Origin of the sequence: Jiangella gansuensis DSM 44835 (assembly GCF_000515395.1) — a bacterium.
GTDB lineage: Bacteria > Actinomycetota > Actinomycetes > Jiangellales > Jiangellaceae > Jiangella > Jiangella gansuensis.
Window position 1 is genome coordinate 847,796 of record NZ_KI911782.1, and the last position, 22,314, is coordinate 870,109.

The following is a 22,314-nucleotide window of genomic DNA, read 5'->3' on the forward strand; positions in this document are numbered from 1 at the left end:
CATGACCACCACGCCGAGCCTCACCGAGACCCTGCCGCCGGCCCCGGCACCGGGACTGCGGCCCCGGCAGCCGGCCCGCCGCCGGGCCCGGCGCGCGCTGCGTCGCGTTCCCGTCTGGGGCGCCGTCGCGCTGCTGCTCGTGATCGTGATGTACCCGATGGTGTGGATGATCTTCGGATCGTTCAAGACGCCCACCGAGTTCTTCGAGAACCCCGCGTGGGCGCTGCCGGAGAGCCTCAGCTTCGACAACTACGTCACGGCGCTCACTCGCGGCAATGTCGCCATCAACTACCGCAACAGCATGCTGGTGACGCTCCCGTCGGTGTTCCTCATCATCATCCTCGGGGTGGCGGCGGGCTACGCGCTGGAGATCATGATCTGGAAGGGACGGCACAACACCCTGCTGTTCGTCCTCGCCGGCATCATGGTGCCGGGGCAGATGATCCTCGTGCCGCTGTTCACGGTGTACTTCCAGATCGGGCTGACGAACACACTGTGGCCGCTCATCCTCACGTACACGGCGATGGGCCTGCCGCTGACGACCTTCCTGATGGCCGCCTACTTCCGGTCGGTGCCACGGCAGATCTTCGAGGCGGCGACGGTGGACGGGGCCAGCCCGCTGCGGTCGTTCTTCCTGATCGGGCTGCCGCTCATGCGCAACGCGATGCTCACCGTCGGCCTGATCCAGTTCTTCAGCGTCTTCAACGACCTGCTCATCGCGCTGACGTTCACCACCGATCCGGAGCTGGCTACGATCCAGCTGGGCTTGCTGAGCCTGAGCGACGAGTACGGCTCCACGCAGTACGGTCCGCTGTTCGCCGCCATCAGTGTCAACATCGTGGTGCTGCTCATCGTGTTCGCGTTCCTGAACAAGAAGATCATGGCGGGCCTGGCCGCCGGTTCGTTGAAGGGGTGACCGAGTGACCGAATCCGCACCGCGCGTCGCGTTCGTCCACACCGGGGCGGTGGTCATCCCGCCGGTGGCCGAGCTGGCGCGCCGGCACCTGCCCGCGGCCACGACGGTGAACTACCTCGACGACAAGATCGTTGCCGACCTCGGCGATCCGCAGCGGGCGACGTCCGTGCCCGCGCGGCTCGAAGCGCTGGTGAGCGCCGCCCGCGACGCCGGCGCGGACGTCGTCATGCTCACGTGTTCGTCCATCTCCGACCTGGCGGCTCCGACGGCGGCAGCCGCCGGCATCCCGGTGCTGCGGATCGACGAGGCGATGGCCGACGCCGCCGTCGCGACCGGTGAGCGCATCGCCGTCCTGGCCACCCTGCCGACTACCTGCGCACCCACCACTGCACTCATCGAGGAGCGGGCCGCGCTCGCCGGCCGCTCCCCGGCCATCACGAGTGAGGTCGTCGACGGCGCCTTCGCCGCGGTGGCGGGTGGGGACCGCGGAACGCACGACCGTCTCGTCGCCGAAGCCATCGAGCGGGCCGCGCGTGACGCCGACGTGGTCGTCCTGGCTCAGGCGTCGATGGCGAGCGCCGCTGAGGGTGTCGTCGTCGACGTGCCGGTTCTGACCAGCCTGGAGCCCGGCATCCGCCGGCTGCGCGAGGCCGTCGACGCGTTGTGACGCCCGGCCGGTCGCGCCCGCCCCGGGGGGGTACCGCGGGCTGTCCACCTGATCGTCGATGTGTCGCCTGATCGGGCTCGCGACGACGATCAGGTGACGACAGCACCGGGGGCGGGGCGGATTTGGGCACCTGATCGTCTCCAGCATGTGGACACGAAACGATCAGACGACGTCCGCACAGCAATCGGGCGCAATCGGTCACCTGATCGTTCTCGCCCGGACCCGGCCTCGTCGGAACGCGGAAAACGGGCCGCGGACGTGACACAGACCCACGACGCGGCGTACACCCAACACCCCGACACCCGACGCGTAGCGGCAGGGTCAGGCGCGAGCCGTGAGTTCGTTCGCCGTGCGGAGGTCGGTGACCAGGGTCGTGACCCACCCGCCGCTCAGAGCGCCGTGGATGGCGTCGAGCTTGCGGCTCCCGCCGGCGATGCCGACGCGGCGGGGGATGCGGGTGAGGTCGTCGACGGGGATCGCGATGATCCGGTCGTCGAGGTCACCGTGGACGAGTGAGCCGTCCGCACGGAAGATGCGGTGGCAGATGTCGCCGACCGCACCGTCGTCGACGAGCGCGCGGCGTTCCTCCGCGGCGAACGCGTTGCCGCTGGTGGCCAGGACGTCGGACGGCTCGATGCTGCCGATGCCCATGATGCTCATGGTCAGCTCGCGCCAGTGCCGGGTGACCTCCTGCATGGACGGATCGGAGAGCAGGCTGTCGCGGATGGCGGGACTCGCGACCACGCCGGGAGCCTGGACGTAGACGGGTTCCGCGCCCAGCATGCGGGCGAGCTCGCCGAGGATGCGGTTCGAGTGGCTCTGCGCCTCGGGAGCGCCGATGCCGCCGAGCAGCTGGACGACCTCGGTGGCGCCGCGGACGGTGAACGGCCGGAGGCGGTCGACCATCGCGAGCACGGTCTGGCTCCAGGAGGACACCCCGATGCGGTCGCCGCCGGACAGGGTCGCCTCGAGATACGCGGCCGCGCCGGCTCCGATGGCGGCCAGCAGTTCGGCTTCGTCGGCGTCGGACTCGACGTCGACGACGACCGCCTCGGCGATGCCGTACTGCTCCTCCAGCCGCTCCTCGAGGTCCGCGTAGACACCGGGGGCGACGGTGACGGTGGTGCGGACGATGCCGACGGCCTCGGCACGTTTGAGCAGCCGGGACACCTTCGCCTGTGAGATATTGAGCGCAGCCGCGATGTCCGCCTGGCGGACACCCCGCTCGTGATACATGCGGGCGACCTTCGTTAGCAGGCGCACTTGGCCGTCTTGGGGGCGCGAACTGCGCGCTTTGGACACGTCGGCTCCGATCGTGGCGACGATCCCGCCGCGGATGGTATCGGGATTCGCTGACGAAAGGATATTCATCCTGGACGCAGGGGCCAAGTCGCCGAACCGGCCGGCGCCGGACCGGCGCAGGGTCAGCGCGGGAGGGTGACGGTTCTGGTGTGCGTTCCCGGCGGAAGGGTCTCCTCGTCGCGTCCCTCCAGTTCGAGGATCGCTTCGGTACCGACCGGCACCACAGCCTCGACGTGCAGCACCGTCCCGTCGAGGCGCCACGAGATGGCCGCCTCGCCGTACGGGGTGAGGTGACGCGCGGAGGCCCACGTCAGCCCGCCGCCGGGCCGGGGCGCGAGGCGCAGGCGCCGATAGCCGGGCTCCGCCGGGGCCAGGCCCGCGACGACGCGGTGCATCCAGTCGGCCACGGCGCCCAGCGCGTAGTGGTTGAACGACGTCATGGTGCCGGGGTTGACGGTGCCGTCGGGCAGCAGTGAGTCCCACCGCTCCCACACGGTGGTGGCGCCCATCGCCACCTGGTACAGCCACGACGGGCACTCGCGCTCGAAGAGCAGGTCGTACGCGGTGTCGGTGCGGCCCGCGTCGCTCAACGCGTCGGTGACGAGCGGCGTGCCCACGAAACCGGTCGCGATGCGGTTGCCCGACTTGTGTACGAGCTCGGCCAGCCGGTTCGCCGCCGCGGACCGGCGGTTCTCGTCCGGGATCAGGTCGAACCGCAGCGCCAGGGCATACGCGGTCTGGGCGTCGCTGGTCATCGTGCCGTCGTCGAGAACGTACGCCGCCGCGAACGCCGCGGCGACCTCGTCGGCCAGAGCGTGGTAGTGCTCGGCCTCCGCACCGCGGCCGAGAGCCTCGGCCATCCGCGCGACCGTGCGCGCCGACCGCGCGAAGTACGCCGTCGCGACCAGGTAGCGGTCGGTGCGCGCGTCCGCCGGGTCTTCGGGAGGAGCGGCCGGGTCCAGCCAGTCGCCGAGCTGGTAGCCGGTGTCCCACAGTCGGGACGGACCGGACAGGCACTCCATAAGGTCCACCCAGCGGCGGGCGCTGTCGAACTGCGCGTCGAGTACACCGAGGTCGCCGAACCGCTCGTAGAGGGTCCACGGAAGCAGGGTGGCGACATCGCCCCAGGCGGCACCCGGGCGCAGCGGCGTCCACTTGTCGCGCGCCGGGATGACGGGCACGTACCAGGGCACCGTCCCGTCGGGAAGCTGCTCGACCGCGACGTCGCGCAGCCAGCCCGACAACATGCCGGCCACGTCGAACAGGTACGACGCGGTGGGGCCGAAGACCTGGATGTCGCCGGTCCAGCCGACCCGTTCGTCGCGCTGCGGGCAGTCGGTCGGGAGGTCGACGAAGTTGCCCCTCATACCCCACACGACGTTGTCGTGCAGGCGGTTGAGCATGGGGTCGGACGTCTCGAACCACCCGGTGCGCTCGAGGTCGGTGTGGACGACTCGGGCGACGATCGCGCCGTCGCGCGCCGCGGCGTCGAGATCGCCCGGCCAGCCGGACACCTCGACGTATCGGAAGCCGTGGAACGTGAAGCGCGGCTCCCACGTCTCCCCGTCCGCGCGCCCGGCGAACGTGTAGGTGTCGGTGGAACGCGCGTCGCGCAGGGGCCGCGTGTACAGCTCGCCGTCCTGGAGCACTTCCGCGGTGCGCAGGGTCACCGACGAACCGGCCGAGCCCGTCGCACGGATGCGGACGCGGCCGACGAGGTTCTGGCCGAAATCGACGATGCGGCGGCCGCTGGGGCTCGTGAGCACCGCGACGGGTGTGACCTCCTCGGTGCAGCGGACCGGCGGGGCCGTCGGGGCCACGAGGGTCGCGGGGTCGCGGTGGCGCACCGAGACGCCCTCCCAGGTGCTGTCGTCGAAGCCGGGGCCGGACCACCCCGGCTGTTCCTCGCGGGCGTCGTAGTCCTCGCCGTCGTAGATGCCGCTGCGCAGGATAGGGCTGGGCGCGGCGCGCCAGGAGGGGTCGGTGGCGATCACCTCGCGGGTCCCGTCGTCGTACGTCAGCTCCAGCTGCCCGAGGAACGACAGGTCGTAGCCGTAGAGGTTCCGGAAGCCGCCGCGCCAGCCCAGCCGGCCGCGGTACCAGCCGTCGCCGAGCCACGCACCGACGGCGTTCGCGCCGGGCCGCACGAGCGCGGTGACGTCGTAGGTGTAGTAGCGCAGCCGTTCGCGGTAGACCGTCCACCCCGGCGAGAGAGTGTCGTCGCCGACCCGCTCGCCGTTGATCTCGGCCTCGTAGAGCCCGTGCGCCGTCGCGTACAGCCGGGCGCGCACCAGGCCGGCCCGCGCCTCGAACTCACGCCGGACGATCGACGGGCGGCGCTCGTCGGAGGCCGGGTCCTCGTTCCACAACGCGCCGACCGGCCGCGCGACCCAGTCGGACGGCTCGAGGAGGCCCGCCTCGAGGGTGGTCGGCTCCGACACCGCGGACCATGACCCGTCGTGGCCACGCACCGCGACCCGGACCGTCGCCGTCTCCCGCGACCGCAACGGTGCCGCCGGCCACGGAACCAGCACCTGCTCGGCCGACTCCACCTCGAACGAGTGGGTGGCGCCGTCGCGGCCGACGTCGATGCGGTACGCGGTCTGCGTCCAACCGGGCGGAGCCGACCGGACCCGCCACGACAGCCGCGGCGTGCGTTCGCCGATGCCCAGCGCTTCCCGGAGGTGCTCGATGCGGGGCGCGTCGACGATGGCCGCCATGCCGGTCTCCCTCGTGGATCGAAACGATTCAAGATAGTCTAGAGGCCGCTGCCGTCGCCGTGCTGACCGGCGGCATGCGTCCCGTTCCACAGGCGGCTGAACAGGAGTTTCACGTGATCGGCGTCACCGGTAGCGGCGGCAAGCTCGGTCGTGCCACGGTCGCGCGTCTGCGGGCCGACGGCCTCGAGGTCATGGGCTTCGACCTGGCGGGCGCGCCGGGCGCAGGGTTCACCCGCGTCGACCTCACCGACTTCGGCCAGACGCTCGACGCGTTCCTGTCGGTCACCGCCCGCCACGACGGCCTCGACGCACTCGTGCACCTCGCCGCGATCCCCGTGAACGGGCTCGTGCCCGACGCCGCGACCTTCCACAACAACCTGACGGTCTCGTTCAACGCGCTCTTCGCCGCCCATCGTGCCGGCATCCGCACCATCGTCCTCGCGTCGAGCATCACGGCCATGGGGTTCCCGTTCGACGAGGCGCCGCCCGCTCTCCCCGTCGACGAGACGTACACCCGTGCCACCAACACCTACGGGCTGGGTAAGGTGGCCGAGGAGGCGATGGCGGCGCAGCTCGTCACGTGGGCGGACGGTACCTCGATCACGGCCCTGCGGTTCACGAACGTCGTCGCCGAGGACGAGTACGCCACCTTCGACCGCGCCGGCGACCCGGGCTACCGCCGCGACCTGCTCGGTTCGTGGATCGACGCGCGCGACGGCGCCCAGGCCGTCGCGCTGGCACTCGCGGCGGCACAGCCGGGATTCGAGGTGTACAACGTGGCGGCGCCGGAGTCCGGTTCGCGCATTCCGTCCCGCCAGCTGGCCGCGCAGTGGTTCCCCGGGACGCCGGTCGCCGACGACCTCGGCGAGTTCGAGTCGCTCATGTCGACCCGCAAGATCCGGGAGCGGCTCGGGTTCGCCGCCGTCCACGACTGGCGCTGACGGCGACCCGCCAGTCGCCGCGCCGTCACAGCGACGACCACGCCACCGCGATGCCCCGGCGTTCGGGGAGCGCGTAGCCGCCGACGTCCACCGGTGCCTCCAGCCGGTGGACCGCGCAGTAATAGTGGTGCAGCCGGTCGTGGTGGCGGATCACCGCGGGCTTGTGGGCGTGCCAGTCGTCGATGCCGCCGGCAGCTCCCACGTCGACCAGCACATCGCCGGTCTTGGTCCACGTGAGGAGGTCGTCGGAGACGGCGGCCAGCTCGCGCGCGTGGCCGTCGCCGCCGAGTCCGAAGTAGAACATCACCCACGTGCCGTCGGGCGCCCGCAGCACGCACGGGTCGGAGGCGAACCGCTCGTCCGGAGTGCCCGGCCCGCCGTGCGGCAGCAGCGGCTCGTCGCTGACGCGCCGCCACCGCACCAGGTCGTCCGAGACCGCCGCGCCGGTCTGCTCGACCCAGCGGCCGTCGTCGCGGTCCTTGGCGTTGTAGAAGAGCCAGTACCGCCCGTCGTGGCGCAGCAGCCAGGACTTGTAGAGCCCGCCCCGCTCCCAGCCGGCGCCGTCCTCGGGCCGCAGCAGCTCGCCGTACTCCTCCCAGTGCCGCAGATCGCGGCTGCGCACGATGCCGATGACGGCCGAACCGTGCTCGTACCCCACCTGCGGGTAGGCGTGGTAGGTGCCGTAGTACCAGCCGTCGACGGTGAGCAGTTCGCCGTCACCGGTGAGGTCGTTGTCCCGCATGATCGACGTCAGGGCGGTGTTGTAGCGGCGGTGCTCCGAGGCCGGGTCGCGGGGGAGGACGAGCTGGAGGCCCGACCACGCCTGGCCGTCGTGCCACGCCAGGCCGGTCTGGTAGCCGATGCCATCCCAGCCGACGACGGTCATGCCCAGCTTGCCGCCGCGGCGGAAGACGAACGGACAGTCGACGCCGTGGCTGTTCCAGTCGCCGGCTCGCCAGGTCGGGGCCAGGACCAGCTCCGCGGCGCGGTCCGTGGGTCTGACGTAGGGCGGCAAGACGGGCATGAGGCACTGCTCCAGAGGTGGTGAGCGCGTTGACACGGCCGAGCGGATCTGATCGGATTGAAACGTGTCAATGCATGATAGCGGGCCGGCCATCGACCGCCGCGAGCTCGTCGGCCGACACCGCGTTCATCTGACCTCACCTGCACCAGAATCCCCGCTCAGCGTGGGCAACGGAGACTTCTGCTTCACCGCGGACTGCACCGGGCTGCAGACCTTCGCCGACTGGCACACCAGGGCCAGCGCGCGGCGCGACGGTCGCAGCGCGACACCGCTCGGCACGCAGTCGTCCTGGGCCTTCCACTGGGCGCCGAACCCGGACGGGGTCACGCTCGCCGACACCGAGCGTCCCTACGCCGCCCCGGGCGGCCGCGAGCTGCGCTTCCCGGTGGCCTACGAGTGGCGGCTTTCCGACGAGGAGGCCCGGCGAGTCCAGCCCGCGGGTTACTACTTCTGGACCAACCCGCAGCGGCTGCACCTGGGCCGGGTCGCCTACGTGCTGCGTTCACCGCACACGCGGGAGCCCTTGCTGACGCCGGAGCCCATCGACGCGGTCGACCAGACGCTCGACCTGTGGTCCGGCGCCCTGAACAGTGCCTTCTCGCTCGAAGGGCGTCGCACCACCACCCGCACCGCCGTCCATCCGCACCGTGACGTCCTCGCCGTGCACGCCGCGTCCGAGCTGTTCGCCGCCGGGGATGCGCGGCTGCGGATCTCCTTCGGCGCGGTGGACGACACCTTCGAGGCCGAGGAGCGCCGCGACGACCCCGGGGCGCACGACAGCTTCGTCGAGATCAGCGACGACGGCCGGGCCGTGGTCGTCCGGCGGGCCGTCGACGACGCCCGCTACGCCGTGCGCGCACACGTCGCCGGCGCCAGGTTCGAGCACACCTCTCGCCACGCCATCGACATCGTGCCGGCGGCCGGCGACGTCCACCTGGTGGTCGAGTTCGCGCCGGAGCCCTCCTACAAGCCGCTCCCCAGCGCCGCGGCGGTGTTCGCGGCGTCCACGCAGCAGTGGGAGCGCTTCTGGACCTCCGGCGCCGTCGTCGACTTCAGTGGTAGCAGCGACCCTCGGGCGGCCGAGCTCGAACGCCGGGTGGTCCTGTCGCAGTACCTCACGGCCATCCAGTGCGCGGGCGCGCTGCCGCCGCAGGAGAGCGGCCTGGTCTGCAACTCGTGGGCCGGCAAGTTCCACCTCGAGATGCACTGGTGGCATGCCGCCCACTTCCCGATGTGGGGCCGGCCGGAACTGCTCGAACGAAGCCTGGAGTGGTACCGCGCCATCCTCCCGGCCGCGCGCCGCAACGCCGAACGTAACGGCTACCGCGGGGCGCGCTGGCCGAAGCACGTCGGCCCGGAGGGCGTCGAGAGCCCCAACGACATCGGGCCACTCCTGGTCTGGCAGCAGCCGCACCCGGTGTACTTCGCCGAGCTCGTGTACCGCGCCCGCCGCGACGACCCGGCCGTGCTGGACACCTACGCCGACCTGGTCGACGAGACCGCGCACTTCCTCAGCTCGCTGCTGTGGTGGAGCGACGGCGAGGCGCATCTCGCCCCGCCGGTCATGCCCGCGCAGGAACGCTACGACGCCGCCACCACCTGGGACCCGACGTTCGAACTGGCCTACGTCGCGTGGGCGCTGCGGGTCGCCTGCGAGTGGCGCCGTCGGCGAGGCCAGGAGGTTCCCGACGCGTGGGTGCGTGCCACCGAGGGGATGACCTCGCTGCCCGTGACGGCGGACGGGCGCTACGAGGCCGTCCGCGGGCAGAGCGCCGTCATCGACCACCCGTCGCTGCTGGGGGCGCTCGGCTTCGTGCCGGCCTCGCCGCTGGTCGACCGCGACACCATGTCCGCGACGCTCGACTGGGTCCTCGAGGCCTGGGACTGGCAGACCACGTGGGGGTGGGACTTCCCGTTGATCGCCATGTGCGCCCGCGAGCTCGGACGGCTCGACCTCGCGTTCGACATGCTGCTGTCGCCGCGGCCGCGCAACCGCTACCTCGCCAACGGGCACAACTTCCAAGTGCCGAATCGCCTCCCGCTGTACCTGCCGGGGAACGGCGGGCTGCTCGCGGCGATCGCCATGCTCGTCACCGACAAGACCGGCGCCGTCGCATCGGACCTGCCCGAGGGCTGGGCCATACGGGCCGAGGGTTTTCCCCCGCGCCCATAGACCCCCGGCCGCCCCGAAATGATCACGTCCACCATGGGTGTGTTCGCTGCACCAGGCATGCTTGCCTGCCGAAGCGGGAGTTCGCCTGGGGTGGCCCGGTGTGCCGACCGCGCACGGCGCCACCGTGAGTACCGGCATCAGCGGCCGCTGTCCGGGGCCGGGTTGGCCGGACTTTGATCGCAGCGTCCGACGTCGATAGCGCGCTCCGTGCCGGGAGGACGGAATCCGCCCGCCGTTGCGGTTGTGGCTATTGAAGTCCGCGGCCCGCTATTGCGGTCAGCGCCCGCCGGACAGCACGGCGACCCCTAACCCCCGCCTCCGGCGAAACGAAATGATCACGTGGACCATGGGTGTTCCCGCTCCACCAGGAATGCTCGCCGCGTGAAGCGGGACGGCGCCTGGTGTGGTGGCCGCTCCGCCAACACCAGTGTCATAGGCCGAGATAGTGCGCGACGGCGTGCTCCACCTCGGCGATCTCGTCGCGATCCAAGTAGGCGACCGGATCGCCATGAACGTAGGTGACGTCGATCGTGCGGATCTGATCGACCAGAAAACGTGTCTTCGTGCCCATGATTTCCAGCTCCGGGCGGAACACCGCAGGCTGGGCACCCGTCGACGTCGGCACCACCGTGACGACACTCCACGGCATCGAGCTGAGGCTCATCACCACCGCGTAGCGCCGCCTGCGCTGCTCGTGACCGCGCTTCGCGTCACCAAGATCCACCCGGTAGACCGCTCCGCGGATCACCACGCATCCTGTTCGGCGGTGAGATCTTCATCGCTGAGCCGCTCGGCGTCGGCACGAGCCTGCTTGACCCAGACCTCCCGTTCCAGCAGCCGCAAAGCGCGTCGGATCACGTCGCTCTTGCGCTCACCGCTGCGCATCGCGGCCCGGATGATCTGGTCATCCTCTTCCGTAGGTCTGAAGCCGATCGTTGCCGCCATGCGACCAGACTAATCCTCACGTGCAACAAGAGTCGAGCAATTGTTGCACAGCCGGAAGTCAGCCCTTGACGGCTCCCGACGTCACGCTGCTCATCACCATGCGGCGGAAGAACAGGAAGAGCACGATCAGCGGGATGGTCGCGAGCAGTGTCGCCGTCATGACGACCGGGTAGTCGCTGGTGCCATGGCTGCCGTTGAGCTGCTGCAGCGCCACCGGCAGCGTGTACTTGGCGGAGTCGTTGAGCACCAGCAGCGGCCACAGGTACTCGTTCCAGTTCCACATGAACTGGAACACCGTGAAGCCCGCGATGGCCGGCCGTAGCGCCGGTGCGCCGACGTGCCAGAACACCCGGAGGAACCCGGCGCCGTCGACCCGGGCGGCCTCGATGACCTCGTCCGACACCGCTTCGCGGGCGGCCTGGCGCATCCAGAAGATCCCGAACGCACTGGCCGCCCCGGGGACGATCAGCGGGAGGTAGGTGTTGATCCAGCCGAGTTCGACGTAGATCTGGAACATCGGTACCAGCATGACCCCGGTGGGAAGGGTCATCGTCACCAGCAGGATGGCGAACAGCCAGTCGCGGCCGGGGAACCGGAACTTCGCGAACACGAAGCCGGAGAGCGCCGCGATGGCGACGGTGACGGTCGTGGCCACGACGGAGACGAAGACGGAGTTGAGGAACGCCTGGTGGAAGTTGACGCTGCCGAACAGCCGGCCCATGTTCTCGAACAGCTGGCTGCCGGGGATGAGCCGGGGCGGGCTGCCGAAGATCTCCGACGTCCGGCTCGTCGACATCACGACCAGCCAGTAGAAGGGGAACGCGAAGAGTGCCGCGGCCGGGATCAGCACGACGTGCTGGACCCACATCCGCTGCCGCGGCCGCCGGGGACGGAGCTTCTCGGCGCGCGTCTGCGGAGGACGCGTTCTCACGGGGAGCGACGTCACGACAGCTCCTTCCGGCGCTTGGCGATCACCCGGGCGTTGAGGACGGCGAGCAGGATGAGCACCACGAAGATGCCCCAGCCGATGGCGGTGGCGAACCCGAGATCGGTCGGCACTGTCTGCAGCGTCGCGCCCATGTACCGCACCTGCAGGAACATCATGGTGACGACGGAGTCGTTCGGCCCGCCCAGGCCGTTGGTCAGCACCTGGGGCTCGGTGAAGATCTGGAACCCGCTGATGGTGCCGGTGACGGCGACGAAAGCGACCGTGGGCAGGATCATCGGGACGGTGATGGAGCGCAGGATCCGCCAGGAACCGGCGCCGTCGAGCCGGGCCGCCTCGTAAAGCGACGGCGGGATCGAGGAGATGCCGGCCAGGAAGATGACGACGAAGTAGCCGAAGCTGCGCCAGAAGATCATCAGGGAGACGACGAAGCGCACCCCCCACTCGGTGGTCATCCAGGGCACCGACGCCAGCCCGATCCACTCGAGGAACGTGTTGATGATGCCGTACTCGTTGGAGAACAGCGACTGGAACACGATCGCCACGGCGACGATGGACGTCACCTGCGGCAGGAAGAACATGGTCTGGTACCAGCCGCGGGCGCGCAGCTTCGGCGAGCTGAGCAGGGCCGCGGCGCCCAGAGACGCCAGGATCACGGGGATCTGCGCGCTCAGGAAGATGATGACCGTGTTGCCGAGAGCCTTGGTGAACTCGCCGGAGCTGAACAGCCTGGTGAACTGGTCGGCGCCGACCCACTCGATGTCGCCGAGGCCGTCCCACGACACCATCGAGAGGTAGACGGCGAACCCGAGGGGGAACAGCCCGAACGCCGCGAAGAGGATGTAGAACGGCGAGATCGCGAGGTATTCGCGCCAGTAGCGCAGCAGCGTCTTCTTGCGTCGACGGGTCGGGGTCGCCCCGGCGCGGCGCGGCGTTGCGGTCTGCGTCATGAGCCCCTCCGCGGCGACGGAGCCGGAATCGGCCCCGTCGCCGTCCGCGAGTGTCGGATCACAGTTCGGCGTTCGCCTCGACGAGCGACTCGTAGACCTCCGCGGGGTCGTTGTTCGAGCTCGCCAGGTCGTTGAGCGCCACGAAGAACGCGGCCGCGATCGTCCCGCTGTTGGGGGCCTGGTAGACCAGCGGCGCGTCGGTGGCCGTCTGGGCGAGGACGCCGAGGGTGTCCTGCCCGCCGTAGAATTCCTGCGGCGTCGCGACGTCGGGGTCGGAGTGGACACCCGTCGACGCCGGGAACAGCCCCTTGTCGAGGTAGCCCGCCTTCTGGAACTCCGCACCGCCGATGTACGCGGCGAGCTCACGCGCCTCGTCCGGGTGGTCGCTCGCGGCGAGGGCTGCGACGTACGAGCCGCCGGTGGCGACCGGGCCGCCGGGCACCGTGGTGACGCGCCAGCTGCCGGCCTGCTGCTCGCCGGCCGACTGCAGGATGCCGTCCTCCCACGCGGGTCCGACGAAGCCGACGATGTCGTCCTGCGTCATGGCCGCGTTCCACTCCGGCGTGTACGGCTCGGTATTCGTGCACAGGCCGTCCTGGGCGAGAGCTGCGGACTCGACGAAGGCCTCGCGCGAGATGGGCGAGTCGACGGCGTTCACGGCCTCACCGTCCTGCTGTTCGAAGTACGCGTAGCCGTGCTGCCCGAGCCGGGCCTGGTAGTTCTGGCCGGCGTGGTCGCAGACGTACTGGCCGGCGGCGGCCGCGGCCTCGGCGAGCTCGCGGTACGCCTCCCAGGAGTTGACCTGCTCGGCGACGGCTTCGGGCTCGGACGGGTAGCCGAGTGCTTCCAGCGCCTCCGCGTTGTAGAAGAAGCCCCACGGGCCGATGTCGGTGGGCAGGGTGAGCTGCTTGCCGTCTGGGGTCTGCCCGAGCTCGAGCGCCCAGTCGATCGCGTCGCTGTCGGCCGCCTCGTCGGCCAGGTCCAGGAACTGGTCGGAGACGGTGAAGAAGGACGGCAGGTTCCCGCCCATGACGACGACGTCGGGCAGGCCGCTCTGCGACCGGATCGCCGCACGCAGCTTGTCCTCGATGTCCGGGATGTCTTGGAACGTGATGTCGTAGTCGGGGAACTGCTGGTCGAGCAGCTGTTGGACGTCGTCGGGCACCGAGTTGCTGCGGGCCCAGAGCGTCAGCTCGACCTGGCCGCCGGAGGCTTGGTCGTCGCCGCCGCATCCGGCCAGGGCGCCGGCCGCCGCGAGGGCGGCTGTTCCGGCGGCGAGCATGCGAGAGAGTCTCATCGTCGTCTCCAGTCGTGATGAACAACGGCGTCCGTCGCGGATCTGTAACGTTTCAGTGACGCGGACTCGAAACGTGCGGCCGATGCTATGGTGCATGAACATTCACGTCAACAGGATTATGCACATCAGTGTGTCAGAGTCCGACAGGGAGGCCGCCCCATGCCCCATGAGCGCTACCGACCGATCGAGCTGTCCTTCGAGGGAGACGCCGTCATCCCGGCGGACCGCACGCCCCTGACAGTCCGGTTCACGCACGAAACCGCCGGTGAGGTCGTGGTCCCGGGGTTCTGGGACGGGGAGCAGATCTATCGGGTCAGGTTCGCGCCCGAGGCGGTGGGCACCTGGACCTGGCGCAGCGAGAGTTCCGAGGGCCGCTCGCTCGCCGGTTCCGAGGGAACGTTCGACGTCGTCGCGGGGCCAGACCACGGCCCGGTCCGGGTCGCCAGCCGCTTCCACTTCGCCCACGCCGACGGCACACCGTTCCGGCCGGTCGGCACCACCGCCTACAACTGGCTGCACCAGGACGAACCGCTGTTCTCCCAGACCGTGGACGCCGTCGCCGACGCGGGCTTCAACAAACTGCGCTTCATGGTCTTCCCGCAGGCCGGCGGCTACATCGAGCACACGCCCGAGCTGTTCCCGTTCGAGCGGCCGGACGGACGGTGGGACGTCACCCGGCCGGTGATCCCGTTCTTCCGGCGCCTGGATGCCGCGGTCGGGTCGCTCGGGAAGCGCGGCGTCCAGGCGGACGTCCTGATCTTCAACGCCTACGACCGCGGCTACTTCGGGCTCAACGAGCTCACCGAGGACGAAGACGAGGTCTACCTGCGCTATCTGGTGGCGCGCCTGAGTGCATACCCGCACGTGTGGTGGTCGCTGTGCAACGAGTTCGACCAGCTCCAGCGGCCGGCGCAGCGGTGGGACCGGGCCGGCAGCCGGCTCGCCGAGCTCGACCCGCACGCGCACCTGCGCTCGATCCACAACTGGGTCGAGCTGTACGACAACAACCAGCCGTGGGTCACGCACGCGTCACTGCAGAACGGGTCCGCCACGACCGACTTCGGCCGCGCGAACCTGTACCGCGACGTCTACGGCAAGCCGGTGGTGCTGGACGAGATCAAGTACGAGGGTGACATCCCCGAGCGCTGGGGCCACCTGACGGCGCGGCAGCTCGTGCACCAGTTCTGGATCACCACCGTCTCCGGGTGCTACGCGTCGCACGGAGAGAGCTTCGTGACCGAGAGCGGCAGCCTCCACATGGTGGAAGGCGGCCCGTTCCGCGGCGAGTCGCCGGCGCGGCTGCGGTTCCTGCGCGAGATCCTCGAGGACCTCACCGTCCCCGGCCTCGACCCGATCGACAAGTGGGACGACCCCGCGCACGTGGCCGGCGTGTCTCGCCGTCAGTACGTGCAGTACCTGGGCGAGTCCGCGCCGCCGGCCTGGGCGTTCCGCCTTCCGGTGAGCTTCCCCAGCGAGCGGCCGGAGGTCGGCGACGTCTTCGAGGTCGACGTCATCGACACGTGGAACATGACGGTGACACCGGCGGGCCGCCGGTTCACCCTCACGGAGGTATTGCGCAACGACGCCTACGACCGTGACTCCGCGCCGCTGGAGCTCCCGGAAGGCGAGGCGATCGCGCTGCGGATCACCCGGGTCGAGGACTGACGTGACCTCGACCCCGGTGGATCGCGCCCGAGCCTGGCGGGCCGGCCCGCGGCTCGGCACCGCGTACTACAACGAGTACCTGCCCGACCCGGGGCGGCTGGCGGACGACCTGTCGTTGATGCGTGACGCCGGGATCAGCTGCATCCGCGTCGGTGAATCCGTGTGGTCCACGTGGGAGCCGGCCGACGGCCGGTTCGACCTCGACTGGCTCACGCCTGTCCTCGACGGCGCCGCCGGCCACGGCATCGACGTGATCCTGGGGACGCCCACGTACGCGGTGCCGCCGTGGCTGAGCCGGAAGCATCCCGAGCTCGCCGTCGTCCGGGCCGACGGGCGCGCGGTGCGGTGGGGCGCGCGACAGGAGGTGGACTACACCTCCGAGCTCTTCCGCGGCTACGCCGAGCGGGTGATCCGGGCGGTGCTGGGGCGGCACGGCCGGCACCCCGCCGTCGTCGGCGTGCAGCTCGACAACGAGCCGGGCCTGCACCTGATCCACAACGACCACGTCGTCGTGCGCTTCCGCCGGTGGCTCGCCGACCGGTACGGCGACGTCGACACCCTCAACCGGGCCTGGGGGCTCGCCTATTGGTCGCACCGGCTGTCGGAGTGGGACGACCTGTGGGAGCCGGGCGGCAACACCACGCCGGCGTACGACCTCGCGTGGCGGCGCTTCCAGGCCGAGCTCACGGCGGAGTTCATCGGCTGGCAGGCGGGAATCGCGCGCGAGCTCGTCGAGCCGGGGACGTTCCTCACGACGTGCATGGCCTACCAGCGCCCGGCCATGGACGACGTCGCCGTCGGCTCCGAACTCGACATCGCCAGCGGCAACGCGTACTACCTGGCCCAGGACGCCCTGCACGGGGCCCGCGACGGTGCCGGCGGCCAGTGGTACGCCGACGACGTCGCGCAGCTGGTGCTGCTGGCCGACCGGATGCGGGCCACGCGCGACGACGGGTTCCTGGTGACCGAGACCGGGGCCGCCTCGATCGGGCCGGCGCACCTGACCCGGCCGCCGTACGACGGTCAGCTCGCCCAGGCGGCGTGGCTGCTCGTCGCGCGCGGCGCCCGGCTCGTGTCGTACTGGCACTGGCACACGCTGCACTCCGGGGCCGAGGTGCACTGGGGCGGAATCCTCGGGCACGGCCTGAAACCGGGTCGCATCCACGAGCAGATCGCCGGTATCGGCCGTCAGTTCGCCGCCGCCGCGCCGTGGCTGGCCGACGCCGAGCCCGAGGCGGGCGTCGGCATCGTCTATGCGCACGACAGCGAGTGGATGATGGCCTTCGAGCCGCCGCTGGCCGGGCCGGGGGGTGCCGCCGACAGGGGCTCGTATGCGCGCATCGTGGGCGCGTTCGGCCGTGCGGCGCTCGACGCGGGCCACCAGGTGGGGTTCGTCAACGAGCGCCGGCTCACCGATGCCGGTGACCTGGTGCGCCGCTACCCGGTGCTGATCGCGGCCGGTTTGATCGCGGCCTCGGACCACACGCTGGCGCTGCTCGCCGACTACGTCGAGGCGGGCGGGCGCCTCGTCGTCGGGCCGCGTACCGGGTACGGCGACGACGTCGGCCGGATGCGGCCGACCGCACCGGCCCCGGCGGTGCTGCACCGACTCGCCGGCGCGGGCTACGAGGAGTTCGCGGCGCTGCCCGAGCCGGTTCCGGTCGCGGGGGTCGGCGAGTCCGGTCACGCACGCGGGTGGATGGACGCGCTCGTCGCCGGGGACGCCGAGGTCGTGGCACGGTATCGGCACCCCCACTTCGGCCGTTGGGCGGCGGTCACCCGGCGCCGGGTCGGTCGCGGGACGGTGACCATGGTGGGCACCCTGCTCGACCGGACGCTGCTGGCCCGGATCGTCGCCGAGGCGGCCGGTGCCGTGACGCCGACGCCACCGGTCTCGGTGCGGCCGCTCGAGGTGACGGCGCACTCGCTCGCGGGGCCGCACGGGCGGATCTGGGTGGTGCACAACTGGTCGCCCGAGTCTCGGACCGTGCACCTGGACCAGGCCGTGGCCTCCGTCGTCGACGACTCCCGCCATGACGCGGGCACGCCGGTCAGTCTCGGGCCGTGGGCCGTCCGGGTGTGGCGGGTGCAGTGACCCGCAGGGCCTGCCACGACAGGGCCGGGACGACCACCCGTCGCACCACCCGGTCCAGGGCCACCGCGACCGTCCGCGCCGAGGTGTCGAGGTTGGACATGAACACGACGTCGTGATCCCACTGCCGGGCGCCGACAGCCCAGACGAATCCGTCCGGGCTCTCGCCGCCGAGCAACGTCGCTGCGTCCACCCGGGCCAGCGCGGTGATCGCCGCGGCGACGGGGTACGGCGCGCCGGAGGCCGAGCGGATGCCCCGTGGGCCCCACTCCTCGAAGTAGGTCAGTCCCGCCACCCCCGGCACCGCGAGGGCGGCCGCGCCGGCGATCGTCCAGGCGGCCAGTTCCGGCGCCTGCTGACGCGGGTCGACGGCACCGGTGAACTCCGCGCCGTAGCCCTCGGTGAGGTCGGAGCGGGCCGGCCCGGCCGCGGCGGAGGCCGCCGCGTCGTTGAACCGCGGGCGCAGGGTGATGGGGCCGATGTGCACGGGCACGTCGCCGGCGTACGAGACCGCCTGCCGGGCGACGAGCCGCTGCATCGCGACCGACTCGACCAGTTGGGCGGTGCCGAGCTCATGGAACAGCGGTGTCATGGCCACGGTGACGCCGGCCAGGTCGCCGGGGAGCTGGCCGAGCCGGCGGTTCAACTCCGTGAAGTGCGACCGCGAGCCGCCCACGACGGGATGCGTCACCCCTGCCCTGGCCATGGCGTCGCGCAGCGCCGTCACGACGTCCTTCTCGGACACGTGCGAGGCGGGGTCGAAGACCGCGACGCGCTCGACGGCGAGGGGGCGCAGCCGCTCGGTGAGATCGCGCAGCAGGCTCGGCTCCGGCGGCGTCGGGAGCACGACCCGTACATCGAGCGGCAGCCCGCGCTCAGCGGCCCGGACGAGCGCGGCCGGCCAGTTCGGCGTCGCGAGGTCGAGCTCCACCAGCATCGACCGGCCGACTCGCGGCAGTCCGCGCGGTTCCGGGTCGGGCGCGGTCGAGGCGGCGACACCGATGGCGGGGAACCGGCCACCGGGCGTCAGCTCGATGCGGTCCGAGACCCTGCCGGCCGTGCCGGACGGTCTTCCGGTGACGCGCACCGTCACGCTCTGGCGAACCTGCTCGCCCGCGGCCAGCCGATAGGGAAACGGCAGCGCGAGCGGGCGGCTGTAGGTCTTGAACGAGGCGTCGGTCCAGTTGCGCTGGTCCTCCATCTCGAAGACGTCGCCGGCGAGGTCGGCCCGGATCCGCATCCCGGCGTCGTTCCACGCCAGTGCGGCGATGTCGGAGACGGGCTGATGCGGGCTGATGGTAAGCGGGAACCGCGTCGTCTCGCGCGTCCCGTCGGGGTGGGTGACGACGAGGTCCGCACCGGCCAGCCGGGGTGGATGCAGCACGACCAGGCCGGTGCGGTTGGTGTCGAACTCCCCGCCCGACACCGCGACGAACTCGACCGACAGGGTGTCGCCCCGGGCCAGCACGCGGATGGTGCCGGTCAGGTCGGCGCCGAAGCTGCGTGAGCGGACCGGCACCTCGATGCCGTCGTCGCTTTCGGCCACGGCGCCGACGGTCCATTCACCGGTCCGCCAGTCGCGATCCCGGACGACGGCACGGACGCCGCGCAGCACCGTCCGCTCGTTCCACGCCACCTGGGCCAGTTCGTCGCCACGCAGGACGAGCGACCACGGCCCGCTGCGCCAGCGGCGGGACGGCCCGCGCGACGACTCCCACGCGGTCGGCACGGCCCTACCGTTCGATGGCGTCGAGGTGCAGCATGCGGGCGAGGTTCTTGTCGAGCTCGTCGTCGCGGAAGACCTTCTTCCAGTCCTCCCTGACGATGCTCTCCCGGCCGTAGTCCATCGCGATGAGGCACGCGTCGCTGAACGGGTTGTCGCCGCGCAGGCCGTTCGCGAGCGCCACCTGGGTGTGGCCGAGCAGGATGCTGCGGGCCGCGGGCTCGGGAACGCCCATCGTGTTCACGGCCTCGTCGAGAGCCTCCTTCAGCAGCGCGCCGACCATGCATGCGATCGTCTCGACCAGCGTCGGCTCCAGCTGGGCGAGCTGCTTGACCGTGACCCAGTGGACGTCGACCACCGGCGCGTAGATGGCCCGCACGGTGGCCTCGACGATCCGCGCGGCCGCCGGGTCGTCCGACTCGACCGCGGCGATCGCGTCCTGCGGTGCCGCGATGCCGCCGAAGGTGTCGGCGTACTCCTCGGGCGTCGTGCGCTGAAGGAAGATCGACGGGTGGCACGGGTGAGCGACCGCCTGCGTGACGTCGGGCCGGGTGGTGAGCAGCCCCGCGTACGCGGCCGCGGGATCGAGCGTCAGCGCGATGGAGCCGGGCCGCATCCGCGGCACCAGGTCGGCCGTGACCGTCCGGAGCGCGAGGTCCGGCACCGCGAACACCACGATGTCGGCGTCGGCCACGGCGCTCGAGGCGTCCGTGAGCTCGCGGCCCGCGTCGAGCGTGCGCTGCTGCCCGGTGGGGGAGTTCTCGACGTAGCGGACGCGGTGGGGTGTCTTCACGAGGTTGTTCGAGATGCGCATGCCCATCTTGCCGCCAGCTCCGATGACGGCGATGGTGTAGACGTCGGTGAACGGGGTCGGTGGGGTCGTGGGGGTCGTGGAGGTCACAGCGTGCTCCTGAGGTAGTCGACGGTGATGCGGGTCCAGTCCCGCTCGGTCCGGACGGTGGTCTGGGCGTCGCCCTGCCAGGGCAGCCAGTGCTCGACGATCTCGTTGACGTCGCGTTCGCGCGGCCGGACCGTGTCGAGCAGGTGCGGGTAGTCGTGCAGGCCGCTGCCCATGGGCGCGCCGCCGTAGGTGAAGCCCACCCAGCCCGGCTGCCGGGCGAAGGCGAAGTCCTTGACGTGCACGTTGACCACCCGGCCGGCCGTCAGCTCCACGGCGTCGCGGGGCCGCTCCAGCCGGGCGACGACGTTGCCGGGGTCGAGGCAGATCCCGAGGCTCTGCTCGGCGAACGACGACACCAGCGTCATCAGGTCAGCGGTCGCGACCTGCTCGTACGTCTCCAGGGCGAGCGTGACACCGGCCGCTTCGTACGCCGGCAGCGCGGTGCGCAGCCAGTGCTCCGCCTCGGCAAGGGTCGGGCGGGTGTCCGGTCCGTACAGCATGCTGCGCACCAGGGACGCACCGAAGACGTCGGCGAGCTGGAGGAACCGGTCGAGCCGGCCGGGCTCGATGCCCTTGGTGCCCAGCTCGATGGTCAGGCCCAGGTCGCGCGCGGCCGCCGCGGCGTGCCGCAGCTCGCCGTCGCCCATCGACTCCAGCGGCGGGTAGTCGCAGATCTGGAACAGCTCCACGCCCAGTTCGCGGGTCGCCTCGAACGCGCCGACGAGCGACAGCGGATCGTCGACCCGGTCGGAGTGCTGCCAGAAGAACGCGTAGGTGCCGAGCCCGATCATGCGGGGTCCGGGGCTGGAGCGCGGCCGGCGGCGAGCGCGGCCGCCTCGTCCAGGACGGCGGCGAGCGCGCCGGGCTGGTGGGCGAACCGGCCGAGGAACAGGCCGTCGACGGCACCGTCGACGGCGGTGAGCTCGGTGAGCAGCCCGGGGCCGGCGGACCCGCCGTAGACGACGGCGCTGCCGGCGCGCTCGGCCAGCCCGTCCAGCGCGGCGCGCAGCGCCCGCCCCACCGCGGCGATGTGTGGTGCCGGTGCGGGCTCGGCAGCGCCGATCGCCCACACCGGTTCGTAGGCGACGATCACCGTGCCGGGCGGAGCGCCGTCGAGCCCGCCGCGCAGTTGCGCGACGGTGGCGGCGGCCGCGGCGTCCGGGGCGAGCCGCTCGGTCTCACCGACGCACAGCACGGGCGTGAGCCCCTGGCGCAGCGCCGCGGCGGACTTGGCCGCGACGTCGACGTCCGTCTCGCCGAACAGCCGGCGCCGTTCGGCATGCCCCACCTCGGCCAGCTCGGCGCCGACCTCGGCGAGCTCGGCGGCGCTCACCTCGCCGGTGAAGGCGCCGGGGTCGTGGCCGGCGACGTCCTGGGCGCCGACCCGCACGGTCGTGTCGGCGAAGGCACGCAGCGCCGGCAGGATCTGCAGATAGGTGGGCAGGACGAACAGGTCCACGTCGCCCGAGGCGACAGCGTGATGCGAACGGGCCAGTTCGGCGACCCGCTCGCACCACCCGGCGGCCTGGCGGTGTCCGAAGTACGTCTTCAGGCTCACGCCCACCGTGACCGTCGCGGTCATCAGCAGGAGCCCGTGGTTTCGAACTCGTCGAGGACCGCGACCTTCGCCGCCGACGCCGACGCGGGGTCGAAGCGGTAGGAGAGCCACTCCTTGACCAACCGGCGTGCCAGTTCGATGCCGATGACGCGCTGGCCCATGGTCAGCACCTGGGCGTCGTTGGAGAGTACGGAGCGCTCCACCGAGAAGCTGTCGTGCGCCGTCACGGCGCGGATGCCGGGCACCTTGTTCGCGGAGATCGCGACACCGAGCCCGGTGCCGCAGATCAGGAGCGCGCGGTCGGCGTCCCCGGCGGCGACCTGCTGGGCAGCCGCGATCGCGACCTTCGGGTACGGGGTGTGCCCGTCGGCGTCCACGCCCATGTCCACGACCGATGCGACACCGGGGTGCTGCTCGAGGTCGCGCTTGAGGGTCTCCTTGTAGTCGTACCCGGCGTCGTCGCTGCCGACGACGATGCGCAGAGGCTGGAGCAC

General features: G+C 71.3%; 19 protein-coding genes. 6 read left to right on the top strand and 13 right to left on the bottom strand.

Going from position 1 to position 22,314, the window contains the following annotated elements; all coding sequences use genetic code 11:
• The first annotated feature begins 1 nt into the window (after window position 1).
• Both JIAGA_RS0104330 and JIAGA_RS0104335 read left to right on the top strand, forming a co-directional pair.
• Window positions 2-916 (top strand): carbohydrate ABC transporter permease, encoded by a 915-nt coding sequence (locus tag JIAGA_RS0104330; protein WP_026874713.1) that lies wholly within the window; start codon window positions 2-4, stop codon window positions 914-916.
• 4 nt (window positions 917-920) lie between these two features.
• Window positions 921-1,583, top strand: a complete 663-nt coding sequence (locus tag JIAGA_RS0104335; RefSeq protein ID WP_026874714.1) for an aspartate/glutamate racemase family protein — start codon at window positions 921-923, stop codon at window positions 1,581-1,583.
• 321 nt (window positions 1,584-1,904) lie between these two features.
• Here JIAGA_RS0104335 and JIAGA_RS0104340 read toward each other — a convergent pair whose 3' ends face one another.
• A complete protein-coding gene (locus JIAGA_RS0104340; RefSeq protein ID WP_211239503.1) occupies window positions 1,905-2,819 on the bottom strand; it encodes a sugar-binding transcriptional regulator in 915 nt (304 codons plus the stop codon).
• 188 nt (window positions 2,820-3,007) lie between these two features.
• Window positions 3,008-5,605, bottom strand: coding sequence for an alpha-L-rhamnosidase (locus JIAGA_RS0104345; protein ID WP_026874716.1), 2,598 nt, complete (start codon window positions 5,603-5,605; stop codon window positions 3,008-3,010).
• A gap of 113 nt (window positions 5,606-5,718) precedes the next feature.
• Between JIAGA_RS0104345 and JIAGA_RS0104350 the strand changes: the two genes are divergently transcribed.
• A complete protein-coding gene (locus JIAGA_RS0104350) occupies window positions 5,719-6,546 on the top strand; it encodes an NAD-dependent epimerase/dehydratase family protein (protein WP_026874717.1) in 828 nt (275 codons plus the stop codon).
• A gap of 25 nt (window positions 6,547-6,571) precedes the next feature.
• Here the strand turns inward: JIAGA_RS0104350 and JIAGA_RS27515 are convergent, their stop codons facing one another.
• Window positions 6,572-7,570 carry a glycoside hydrolase family protein gene (locus JIAGA_RS27515; RefSeq protein ID WP_051425702.1) on the bottom strand — a complete coding sequence of 333 codons (999 nt, stop codon included), beginning with the start codon at window positions 7,568-7,570 and terminating at the stop codon, window positions 6,572-6,574.
• 163 nt (window positions 7,571-7,733) lie between these two features.
• Between JIAGA_RS27515 and JIAGA_RS27520 the strand changes: the two genes are divergently transcribed.
• Window positions 7,734-9,743: a hypothetical protein gene (locus JIAGA_RS27520; protein WP_051425704.1), complete on the top strand. Its 2,010-nt coding sequence runs from the start codon at window positions 7,734-7,736 to the stop codon at window positions 9,741-9,743.
• A 430-nt stretch (window positions 9,744-10,173) separates the two neighbouring features.
• Here JIAGA_RS27520 and JIAGA_RS0104365 read toward each other — a convergent pair whose 3' ends face one another.
• The 5 genes from JIAGA_RS0104365 to JIAGA_RS0104385 are packed head-to-tail and all read right to left on the bottom strand — an operon-like array spanning window position 10,174 to window position 13,881.
• Window positions 10,174-10,494, bottom strand: a complete 321-nt coding sequence (locus tag JIAGA_RS0104365) for a type II toxin-antitoxin system PemK/MazF family toxin (RefSeq protein ID WP_026874718.1) — start codon at window positions 10,492-10,494, stop codon at window positions 10,174-10,176.
• The gene (locus tag JIAGA_RS0104370; RefSeq protein WP_026874719.1) at window positions 10,488-10,688 is read right to left on the bottom strand and encodes a hypothetical protein; all 201 of its coding nucleotides are present in this window, start codon (window positions 10,686-10,688) and stop codon (window positions 10,488-10,490) included. The genes JIAGA_RS0104365 and JIAGA_RS0104370 overlap by 7 nt, the downstream gene beginning before the upstream one ends.
• Before the next feature lie 58 nt (window positions 10,689-10,746).
• Window positions 10,747-11,634, bottom strand: a complete 888-nt coding sequence (locus tag JIAGA_RS0104375) for a carbohydrate ABC transporter permease (RefSeq protein WP_211239504.1) — start codon at window positions 11,632-11,634, stop codon at window positions 10,747-10,749.
• On the bottom strand, window positions 11,631-12,584 hold the full coding sequence (locus JIAGA_RS0104380; RefSeq protein ID WP_051425706.1) for a carbohydrate ABC transporter permease: 954 nt from the start codon (window positions 12,582-12,584) through the stop codon (window positions 11,631-11,633). The genes JIAGA_RS0104375 and JIAGA_RS0104380 overlap by 4 nt, the downstream gene beginning before the upstream one ends.
• Window positions 12,585-12,642: 58 nt before the next feature.
• A complete protein-coding gene (locus tag JIAGA_RS0104385) occupies window positions 12,643-13,881 on the bottom strand; it encodes an ABC transporter substrate-binding protein (protein WP_169738817.1) in 1,239 nt (412 codons plus the stop codon).
• Window positions 13,882-14,040: 159 nt separating this feature from the next.
• Here JIAGA_RS0104385 and JIAGA_RS0104390 point away from each other — a divergent pair, with 159 nt between their 5' ends.
• Window positions 14,041-15,546, top strand: coding sequence for an apiosidase-like domain-containing protein (locus JIAGA_RS0104390; protein ID WP_026874723.1), 1,506 nt, complete (start codon window positions 14,041-14,043; stop codon window positions 15,544-15,546).
• A 1-nt stretch (window position 15,547) separates the two neighbouring features.
• Entirely contained in the window at window positions 15,548-17,641 is a 2,094-nt protein-coding gene (locus tag JIAGA_RS0104395) for a beta-galactosidase (RefSeq protein ID WP_084469463.1), read from the top strand.
• On the opposite strand, the gene JIAGA_RS27525 is transcribed toward JIAGA_RS0104395, so the two are convergent.
• Genes JIAGA_RS27525 through JIAGA_RS0104420 form a run of 5 tightly spaced genes read right to left on the bottom strand, consistent with a single transcriptional unit; the run spans window position 17,598 to window position 22,314 of the window.
• On the bottom strand, window positions 17,598-19,367 hold the full coding sequence (locus tag JIAGA_RS27525; protein WP_051425708.1) for a D-apionate lactonase family protein: 1,770 nt from the start codon (window positions 19,365-19,367) through the stop codon (window positions 17,598-17,600). The two genes, JIAGA_RS0104395 and JIAGA_RS27525, sit on opposite strands and share 44 nt — an antisense overlap.
• A 4-nt stretch (window positions 19,368-19,371) precedes the next feature.
• Entirely contained in the window at window positions 19,372-20,262 is an 891-nt protein-coding gene (locus JIAGA_RS0104405; protein WP_051425710.1) for a phosphogluconate dehydrogenase C-terminal domain-containing protein, read from the bottom strand.
• A complete protein-coding gene (locus JIAGA_RS0104410; RefSeq protein ID WP_026874726.1) occupies window positions 20,259-21,053 on the bottom strand; it encodes a sugar phosphate isomerase/epimerase family protein in 795 nt (264 codons plus the stop codon). The genes JIAGA_RS0104405 and JIAGA_RS0104410 overlap by 4 nt, the downstream gene beginning before the upstream one ends.
• The gene (locus tag JIAGA_RS0104415) at window positions 21,050-21,844 is read right to left on the bottom strand and encodes a triose-phosphate isomerase family protein (RefSeq protein WP_026874727.1); all 795 of its coding nucleotides are present in this window, start codon (window positions 21,842-21,844) and stop codon (window positions 21,050-21,052) included. Before JIAGA_RS0104415 ends, JIAGA_RS0104410 begins: the two co-directional genes overlap by 4 nt.
• Window positions 21,844-22,314 (bottom strand): ribose-5-phosphate isomerase, encoded by a 471-nt coding sequence (locus JIAGA_RS0104420; RefSeq protein ID WP_026874728.1) that lies wholly within the window; start codon window positions 22,312-22,314, stop codon window positions 21,844-21,846. The genes JIAGA_RS0104415 and JIAGA_RS0104420 overlap by 1 nt, the downstream gene beginning before the upstream one ends.